General features: G+C 64.9%; 9 protein-coding genes. 2 read left to right on the top strand and 7 right to left on the bottom strand.

What is annotated here, in order from left to right:
* Window positions 1-108: 108 nt before the first annotated feature.
* From AC5JJ6_RS29140 to AC5JJ6_RS29115, 6 genes are all read right to left on the bottom strand, one after another.
* The gene (locus AC5JJ6_RS29140; protein ID WP_496045415.1) at window positions 109-909 is read right to left on the bottom strand and encodes an inositol monophosphatase family protein; all 801 of its coding nucleotides are present in this window, start codon (window positions 907-909) and stop codon (window positions 109-111) included.
* 54 nt (window positions 910-963) lie between these two features.
* Window positions 964-1,332, bottom strand: a complete 369-nt coding sequence (locus AC5JJ6_RS29135) for a hypothetical protein (protein WP_496045414.1) — start codon at window positions 1,330-1,332, stop codon at window positions 964-966.
* Between the two features lie 76 nt (window positions 1,333-1,408).
* Entirely contained in the window at window positions 1,409-1,777 is a 369-nt protein-coding gene (locus tag AC5JJ6_RS29130; protein ID WP_496045413.1) for a MarR family winged helix-turn-helix transcriptional regulator, read from the bottom strand.
* Entirely contained in the window at window positions 1,767-1,970 is a 204-nt protein-coding gene (locus tag AC5JJ6_RS29125; RefSeq protein WP_496045412.1) for a hypothetical protein, read from the bottom strand. The genes AC5JJ6_RS29130 and AC5JJ6_RS29125 overlap by 11 nt, the downstream gene beginning before the upstream one ends.
* A 206-nt stretch (window positions 1,971-2,176) precedes the next feature.
* The gene (locus AC5JJ6_RS29120; RefSeq protein WP_496045411.1) at window positions 2,177-2,332 is read right to left on the bottom strand and encodes a YjiS-like domain-containing protein; all 156 of its coding nucleotides are present in this window, start codon (window positions 2,330-2,332) and stop codon (window positions 2,177-2,179) included.
* A gap of 450 nt (window positions 2,333-2,782) precedes the next feature.
* Entirely contained in the window at window positions 2,783-3,730 is a 948-nt protein-coding gene (locus tag AC5JJ6_RS29115) for a Bug family tripartite tricarboxylate transporter substrate binding protein (RefSeq protein ID WP_496045410.1), read from the bottom strand.
* Window positions 3,731-4,263: 533 nt separating this feature from the next.
* On the opposite strand from AC5JJ6_RS29115, the gene AC5JJ6_RS29110 reads away from it, so the two are divergent.
* Window positions 4,264-5,487, top strand: a complete 1,224-nt coding sequence (locus AC5JJ6_RS29110; protein WP_496045409.1) for an efflux RND transporter periplasmic adaptor subunit — start codon at window positions 4,264-4,266, stop codon at window positions 5,485-5,487.
* Window positions 5,484-8,675: an efflux RND transporter permease subunit gene (locus AC5JJ6_RS29105; protein ID WP_496045408.1), complete on the top strand. Its 3,192-nt coding sequence runs from the start codon at window positions 5,484-5,486 to the stop codon at window positions 8,673-8,675. The genes AC5JJ6_RS29110 and AC5JJ6_RS29105 overlap by 4 nt, the downstream gene beginning before the upstream one ends.
* Window positions 8,676-8,681: 6 nt before the next feature.
* Here AC5JJ6_RS29105 and AC5JJ6_RS29100 read toward each other — a convergent pair.
* A partial coding sequence (locus AC5JJ6_RS29100) for a LysE family transporter (RefSeq protein WP_496045407.1) occupies window positions 8,682-9,065 on the bottom strand: 384 nt, incomplete at its 5' end.

Genomic DNA, 9,065 nt, shown 5'->3' with positions numbered 1-9,065 from the left:
GAAGCGGCAGCCGACAAGCAGGCGCGTCTATGTCGGCTGCCGCTTCGCTCTAGACTGACCTACGAAGCATTGCAATCTCCGATAGCCCGATCTTTGAGGCCGTAGGTATCAGGGCCGGCCGGCTACCTCGCGAATAGCCCGCATCGCCTCTTCCGTCGCCGTCGCGACGACGCGGCCGTCCAGCTCAGTCACGCTGTAATCGGAGCCGTCCAGGAAGCCGGCCAACCCGCCGGCTTCCTGCGCGATCAGCACGCCCGCCGCATGGTCCCATGGCTTCGATCCCGTCGACAGGACGAATTGCCGCCGGCCGAGCGCCAGATCGATGTAGTCCGCAGCCGAGCAGCGGTGGTTATGGAGCTCCCCGAACAACCCCGATGCCGCCATGCCCGGATCGGGCACCAGCCAGTCTTCCGATGTCCAGTAGGCCGACCCGGACGAACGGTTCAGCGGCGTGGCCTTGTCCACTTCCAGCCGCCTGCCGTCGCTCCAGGCGCCGCCGCCAAGCAGGGCCGTGACCGTGACGTCGTTGATCGGATCGTGAATCCAGCCGGCCTTGGTCTGCCCGCCGACGACATAGGCCAGGATCGTCCCGAACACCGGGTTGCCGTCCGCGAAGTTCATCGTTCCGTCCACCGGATCGATCACCCAGACCGGCGTGTCGCCCAGCAGCGCGTCCAGCGTCGCCGGCTCGCGCGAGACCAGCTCCTCACCGATTACCCGCGTCTCCGGATACGCCTCCAGGAGCAGCTGGCTCAGCATCTCTTCCGCCTCGATATCGGCTATCGTGACGGGATCGTTCGGCCCCTTCTGGGCAATCTCGCCCGCCGCCAGATTGCGGAACCGGGGCAGGATCTTAGCTTCCACGGCGGCGCGGATCAGGCCGCTGACGTGGTCCATATCGATCATCATGGGAACTTCCAGGTCGAAGTGAGGGCTAGGTCGAGGTGAGGGGTAGCCAAAGGATCAGGGCTGCTCGGCGATCACGATGAAGGGCTTGGGGCACCCGGCGTTCCGATTCGGGCGTGGCGCCGCCATACCGATGGCGGCCGCCTCCGCCGCCGAGCACGCCAGCGCGTACTTGGTGTCGCCGCCGGGACCGGACAGTGCCTCCGCGCCGGGCGGCGGCAAGGCTCGCTGCTCGACGGCTACTCGTGGCGCCTTGTCCGGCCGGGGGCGGCTATCGTCGTTGCCGGGCGGTGCCGTGAAACTGCGCAGACCCGCTTCAGGCGCCGCCTGAACGGCGCCCGGTAGCAGCAACACAGCCGCCATCAACACCGCGACGGTGACGCGGCGCAGGGACAGGCTCGGCAGTGTGATGACTAGGTTGTTCATGGCCGGACCGGTACTGCGGGATCTGACGCCGGTTTCCCGATGCCGAAGCCCATCATAGCCCAACCTTGGCCTGCGGTCAGGCGGTCTTCGCGCGCCGGGGCTCGTGGCGGGGCTCGCGCTGCATCATTTCGCGGAGCGTCGCGATCAGTTCATGCCCCTTGGGCGTCAGCGAGATGATCTTGCGCCGGCGCTCTCGTGGGTCTTCCTCCGCCTGCACAAGGTCCAGCCCCGGTTTGCCGAAGCTGTGCCACTTGCTGAGCGCCGCCACGTTGCGCGATGCCGAGGACTGGGCGATGCCAAGGCGTTCCGCCAGCTCGCGCATCGACATGCCTTCGTTCTGCGCCAGTGTCAGGAACGACAGGGCGTACTGGATCGGCAGGTCGGGGTCGAGCTTGCGGAACTCCTCCAGCACATGCATCAGCGTGAAGATCTCATCATGTCGCACGCCGGGCGCCATTCAGCATACCCCGCTTATCAGGAGACCAGCGCCTGGGAGTGTAGATGCCGTGCCAGCGGCCGAACCAGAAAAGCAGCTCGCCGCGCTCGCGCCGCACCTCAAGCCAGGAACCGGGCCGCGCCCACCGGGCATATTCCACATAGAGCTTAGGACCGCGTTTCAGCGTCAGGTAAATCGGCATCACAACACCCAGGAGACCATATGAGGAACGAGTTCACTGTGAGGACCATGCCGGACGGCTTGTTCATCGACACAAAGCGGTGGCCGGTAAACCCGGTTTGGCTGGTGTTTCGGTGAATAGCTCGCATGGTCGTCTCCTCGTTCCGGGTAGTGGGCGTTCTTGTGACGCCCGCATCTATCGCCGATTCCGGCAATAGATGCAAGGCCCTAAATCTTCCGACCTCGGATGCGTTCAAGCGTAAGAATGGGGTCGTCGGCCATCAAGCCGATATCCTTCTTCACGTGGTCGGGCAGGTTATGCAGCGTGGCGGCCGTCCCGGCCTCCCGCCACCAGCGCACAAGGGTGCGCCATATGCGGATCATTGCGGTATCCTCCGGTTAATCAATGCAGATGCGCAATACATCCGCTATCGGATGTATCTTGTCAACGCAAATCGTCGGAGTCTGCATCACTCCCCCTGCTTGAGACATCATCCGGAGCGGGAGAAAGGCGAGTAACGGGCGCCGAAGAAAACCGTAAGGTTTTCGTCATACCAAGGCTTGACCTTGATATCTCCCGGCATCGTCGCTCATAGGGACTTCACCCCAAACCTTCAGCATTCTGCCAAGTCTCCGCTAGGAGATGCCAAGATCAAGTCTTGGCATGACGAAAATGGCGTTGAATACTTCACGTTAGTTGCCGCCAGGAGATACCCGAATCAAGTCCGGGCATGACGAAAAAGTGAATGGATATTGCCAACGCGCTGTATAAGACCGCTATTCGCAAACGCTTGTAGCGTGCCGGACCTTCCAGTCCGGCACGCGATAACCTCTTTACTTCACGAGCCCAAGTTCGGTCAGCGTGCCTTCGATCTGGCTGCGCTCGGTCTTCAGGAACTGCGCGAACTGGTCGGACGGCAGGTACAGGTCGATCCAGCCGCGCTGTTTCGCCAGCTCCTTCCACTCGGCGCTGCTCGTCACCTTGGTCATCAGGCCGTCCAACTCCTTGCGCTCGGAATCCTTGATCCCGCCCGGAGCGAAGATGCCGCGCCAGTTGACGAACTCAAGGTTGACGCCCTGCTCCTTAAGAGTCGGCGTGTCGGCGCCTTCCAGACGTTCCGGCGACGATACCGCCAGCGCCCGCAGCTTGCCGGACTGAATCTGCGGCGCGAATTCGTTGTAGCCGCTGACCGCCGCCGTGATATGGCCGCCCAGCACGGCCGCCAGCACCTCGCCGCCGCCGGCGGTCGCGATGTAGTTGACCTTGGACGGCTCGACTCCGGCTTCCTTGGCGATCAGCCCGGCCAGTATCTGGTCGCTGCCTCCCGCCGAACCGCCGCCCCAGGACACCGACCCCGGATCTGATTTGAACTTGTCCAGCAGGTCCTTCAGCGACTTCAGCGGGCTGTCGGCCGGGACGACGATGCCGGAATACTCGCCGGTCAGCCGCGCCAGCGGCGTCACCTGATCCAGCGTCACGGCCGATTTGTTGGTGATGATCGCGCCGACCATGATCTGGCCGCCGACCAGCAGCGTCGGCGTCCGCTTCTTGGCGGTGACGAACTGGGCAAGGCCGATCGTGCCGCCCGCGCCGGGGATGTTCACCACCTGGACGTTCGGCACCAGCTTCTGGTTCTGAAGCACCTGCTGGACCGAGCGCGCGTGCTGGTCCCAGCCGCCGCCGGGCGCTGCGGGTGCTATGATCTCGAGGCTCTTGACCTCAGCCGATGCCGGGTTGCCGAGCATCGTACCGGCGGCCAGCACGGCCGCCATCACTGGCATGAATAATGTGAATTGCCGGCGTAGCATCTTGTCTCCTCCCTCTGATTGTTCTTATGCAGCCCTGTTTTTGTATGGGGGTTGCCGCATTGCAGCCATGTTATCAGACAAAACGCCCCATGCACGATTCCGGTGCGGATGACGCCGAAAGTTATAGGACATCACCTCATATCGTTCTCGGAAGGCCTGATACAGCCGTACGGGCGTGCGGATGTCACAAACCTGTCACTTAAAGCCGGTACAGTATTGGCTACCGCAGTGCTTACGGTCCAAATAACCGTACGTGTTTTGTGGAAATCAAAACCGTGCTGGAAATATCGGCTGTGATGAAGCGCACTGCCGGGCAGTTCGCGTATCGCGTTTTATTTCGCTCGCCCCGTATCCGGTGGTTTCGGCCAATCCCGAAACACCGGACCCGGCGATAATTCCGATTCCTGAAAACCGGCGACAAGCGACAAGTCACCCGGCGGAAGCCCGTACTGGTATTTGCCAAGTCATTTGCCAAGTCGCAGGGACCCGCCGACAAGGGAGCAGACATGACTGAAGGATCATTTCACCGGCGCCGATCCGGCGCCGTCTGGCTGGTGGGAGCCGTCCTGGCCCTGGCGGCCGGCGGCGGCGTCTGGCTCTGGTACGACGGTTCACTTCCCGGCACCACGACACCTGCCCAGGCGCAGACAGCGGCGCCTCCGCCACCCCCCGTTACCGTAAGCCACCCCCTGCGCCGCGACCTGATCGAATGGGACGAGTTCACCGGACAGTTCGGCGCGGTCGATTACGTGGAGATCCGGGCACGCGTCCCCGGCTACCTGCAATCGATCCACTTCCAGGATGGCCAGATCGTCCAGAAGGGCGCCCTGCTCTTCGTGATCGATCCGCGCCCTTATGAGGCCGCCCTGGCCTCCGCCAAGGCGCAGCTCGCCCAGTCCAACGCACGTCTCGACCTTGCCAACCAGCAGCTCGCCCGCGCCGGAGCGCTGCGCCAGCGCGACGTGCTCTCGGCCAGCACCTATGACGAACGCGTCCAGGAAGTACGCGTCGCGGCGGCCGGAGTGGAAGTGTCCAAGTCCGCCGTCGAAACCGCCGAACTGGACCTTGAGTTCACCCGCATCACGGCTCCCGTCAGCGGGCGGGTCAGCCAGCGCGAAGTCAGCATCGGCAACCTGATCGCCGGCGGCACCGGCGGCGCTCCCACCCTGCTGACGACCATCGTCTCGCTCGACCCGATCTACTTCAACTTCGACATGAGCGAGAGCGACTTCCTAGCCTACCAGCGCGCCACCGCGCGAGGATTGCTGGCGCAGCAGCGTGACGGCGCGGTGGGCGTTCAGGCCCGCCTGTTCGACGAGCGCGACTGGCCGCTGGAAGGCCGGATCGACTTCGTCGACAATCAGGTCGATCGCGGCGCCGGCACGATCCGCGTCCGCGCCGTCTTCGACAACCCCACGATGATGCTGACTCCCGGCCAGTTCGGCCGCCTGCGCCTGCCCGGATCCGAGCGCTATACCGCGACCCTGGTTCCCGACAGCGCCATCGTCAGCGACCAGTCCAGCAAGATCGTCCTGACCGTGGCCGAGGACGGTACGGTGGTGCCCAAGCCCGTACGTCCCGGCCCGATCGAGGACGGCCTGCGGATCATCCGCTCCGGCCTGGAGCCCACCGACCGCGTCATCATCAGCGGCATCGTCCGTGCCCGGCCCGGTTCCAAGGTCACGCCGCAGGACGGCGAGATCCAGGCGGAGCAGGTAGCATCGCCATGAAGCTGTCGCATCTGTTCATCGAGCGGCCGATCTTCGCGACGGTGCTCTCGATCCTGATCACCCTGATCGGCGGCTTCGCCTATTTCACCTTGCCGGTGGCGCAGTATCCGGAAATCGCGCCGCCGACCATCGTCGTCAACGCCAACTACCCCGGCGCTTCCGCCGAGGTCGTCGCCAATACCCTGGCCGCCCCGCTGGAGCAGGAGATCAACGGCGTCGAGAACATGCTCTACATGTCCTCGCAATCGACCGGCGACGGCAGGCTGGCGCTGACCATCAGCTTCGCGCTCGGCACCGATCTGGATACCGCACAGGTTCTGGTCCAGAACCGCGTCGCGGTGGCCGAACCACGCCTGCCGGAGGAAGTCCGCCGGCTCGGCGTGACGGTGCGGAAGAACTCGCCCGACATGCTGATGGTGATCCATCTCAGCTCGCCCGACCAGTCGCGCGACCAGCTCTACATCTCCAACTACGCGACGCTCCAGGTCAAGGACGTGCTGGCCCGGCTCGACGGCATCGGCGACGTCCAGGTCTTCGGCGCGCGCGACTACGCCATGCGGATCTGGCTCGACCCCGACCGCATCGCCAGCCGGGGGATGACGGCGGGCGAGGTCGTGGCCGCTCTCCGCTCGCAGAACGTCCAAGTCGCGTCCGGCGTGCTCAACCAGCCGCCCGTGCCGGTGCAGGGCGCGTTCCAGCTCAACATCGAAACTCAAGGGCGCCTGATCGATCCGCGCCAGTTCAGCAACATCGTCGTGCGGACGGACCCCGACGGCCGCGTGACCCGCGTCCGCGACATCGGCCGGGTGGAACTGGCGGCTCAGGACTACGGCACCAACGGCTATCTGGACGAGCGGACCGCCGTGCCGCTGCTGATCTTCCAGCGGCCTGGCTCCAACGCCCTGGCGACGGCGGAACGCATCATGGCCACCATGACGGAGCTGTCCGCCAGCTTCCCGACCGGCTTGCAATACGACATCGTCTACAATCCGACCGAGTTCATCGCCGAATCGGTCAACGAGGTCATCAAGACGATCTTCGAGGCGGTGGCGCTGGTCGTGATCGTCGTGATCCTGTTCCTCCAGACATGGCGGGCCTCGATCGTCCCGATCGTGGCGATCCCGGTATCGCTGATCGGCACCTTCACCGTCCTTGCCGCGATGGGCTACTCGCTCAACACGCTGTCGCTGTTCGGCCTCGTGCTGGCGATCGGCATCGTGGTGGACGACGCCATCGTCGTGGTCGAGAACGTCGAGCGCAACCTGCGGGCGGGGATGTCGCCACGAGAGGCCTCTCACCGCACCATGGACGAGGTCGGCGGCGCGCTGATCGCCATCGCCTTGGTGCTGACGGCGGTGTTCATTCCGGCCGCCTTCGTGTCCGGCATCTCCGGCCAGTTCTTCCGCCAGTTCGCGGTGACCATCGCCGCTGCCACGGTGATTTCGTGCTTCGTTTCCCTGACTCTCAGCCCGGCGCTCTGCGCCCTGCTGTTCAAGCCGCACGACCATGAGGTGCCGCACAGGAAGTCCAACCTGCTGATGCGGCCGGTCAAGGCCTTCTTCAACGGCTTCAACCGGCTGTTCGACGGCTTGGCCTCCGGTTACGGCGGCATGACCCGGCGGTTCGTCCGGCTGCCGCTGGTGGTCCTGTCGGTCTACGGCCTGCTGCTGCTCGGCACGGGATGGCAGTTCAACCGCGCGCCGACCGGCTTCATCCCCAACCAGGACCAGGGCTACCTGATCACGGTGATCCAGCTTCCGCCCGGATCGTCCCTGTCGCGGACGGATGCGGTGGTGCGCGAGGCGACCAAGATCATCCTGGAAACCGAGGGCATCGATCACGCGGTCCCCTTCGCGGGCTTCGACGGCGCTACCTTCACCAATGCGTCCAACAGCGGCGCCATCTTCTCCGCCATGGCGCCGTTCGAGGAAAGATTGAAGCATGGCCTGACCGCCGACCATCTCCAGCAAGAGCTGATCGGCCGTCTGAGCAGCATCAAGGAAGCCTTCATCATCACGATCTCGCCGCCGCCCGTCCGTGGCATCGGCAATTCCGGCGGCTTCAAGATGATCGTCCAGGACAAGCGCGGACGCGGACTGAAATCGCTGGAGGAGGCGACCCAGGAGATCGTCGCCGCCGGCAACGGCACCACCGGCTTGTCGAGCGTCTTTTCCCTGTTCAACACCAGCACGCCCAAGATCTACGCCGATATCGACCGGCTGCGTGCCCAGATGCTCGGCGTTTCGGCGGACCGGGTGTTCGAGACGCTGGAGGTCTACCTGGGTTCCACCTTCGTCAACGAGTTCAACTTTCTGGGCAGAACCTACCGCGTCACCGCCCAGGCGGACGGCACCTTCCGCGACGACCCCAGGGACATCGCCAACCTGAAGACCCGCAACGAGCGCGGCGAGATGGTGCCGATCGGCTCGGTGGCGGAACTCCGCGACACCACCGGCCCGTACCGCGTCACCCGCTACAACCTTTACCCCGCGACGGAGATCCAGGGCGCCACCTTGCCGGGCTACTCGACCGGCTTCGGTCTGGACGCCATGGAACGCATCGCGGCGGAGAAGCTGCCCGATGGCTTTGGCTTCGAGTGGACGGAACTGGCGTTCCAGGAGCGTCAGGCGGGCGACAGCGCGCTGATCATCTTCGGCATGTCGGTCGTCTTCGTCTTCCTGCTGCTGGCGGCCCAGTACGAAAGCTGGACGCTGCCGTTCTCGGTGATCCTGATCGTCCCGATGTGCCTGCTGGCCGCCGTGACCGGGTTGCTGATCCGGGGCATGTCGGTCGATATCCTGGCTCAGGTCGGTTTCGTCGTCCTTGTCGGTCTGGCCGCCAAGAACGCGATCCTGATCGTCGAGTTCGCCAAGCAGGCCGAGGACGAAGGGATGAGCCGGTTCGACGCGGCGGTGGAAGCCGCCCGCACCCGCCTGCGGCCGATCCTGATGACCTCCTTCGCCTTCATCCTGGGCGTGGTGCCCTTGATGATCGCGCAGGGCGCCGGCGCGGAGATGCGCCAGTCGCTCGGGACGGCGGTGTTCTCCGGCATGCTCGGCGTCACGTTCTTCGGGCTGATCTTCACGCCCGTCTTCTACACCGTGATGCGCAAGTTCGCCCGCAAGCGCCAGCCGCCGCAGCCGGTCGCGGCGCCGGCTTCGACTCCAAACCCGGCTCCGGCGGAATGACGGCGGTCAGTTAGAAACCAGCAACCGCAACCCCAGCCCCCCGAGCACCACGCCCAACGTCGCCTCCAGCCCCCGGCGGAGGCGGCGGTAGGCCACGGTGACCGCATAGGCCGACAAGGCGATCGCCAGCGTCGTGTGCCACACCAGCGACATCGCCACTGCGCCGGCGACGGCGATCACCCCGATGGAGGCCGGCGTTTCCGGTGTCAGGAACACGCTGGTCAGCGATACCCAGAAGACGCCGGCCTTCGGGTTGAGCAGCATCAACCCGAAGCCGCGCATCACGCTTCCCCTGGCGGAAGCGGCGGTTGCCGCTTCCGTGTCGGGCTTCGGCAAGGCATCGGCCCCGTTCCCCTTCTTCAAGGCTGCCCGGATCGACAGCACGGCCAG

This window comes from Skermanella sp. (assembly GCF_059503625.1).
Note: the sequence above shows the minus strand (reverse complement) of the source record. Positions and strands in the feature narration are given on the sequence as shown.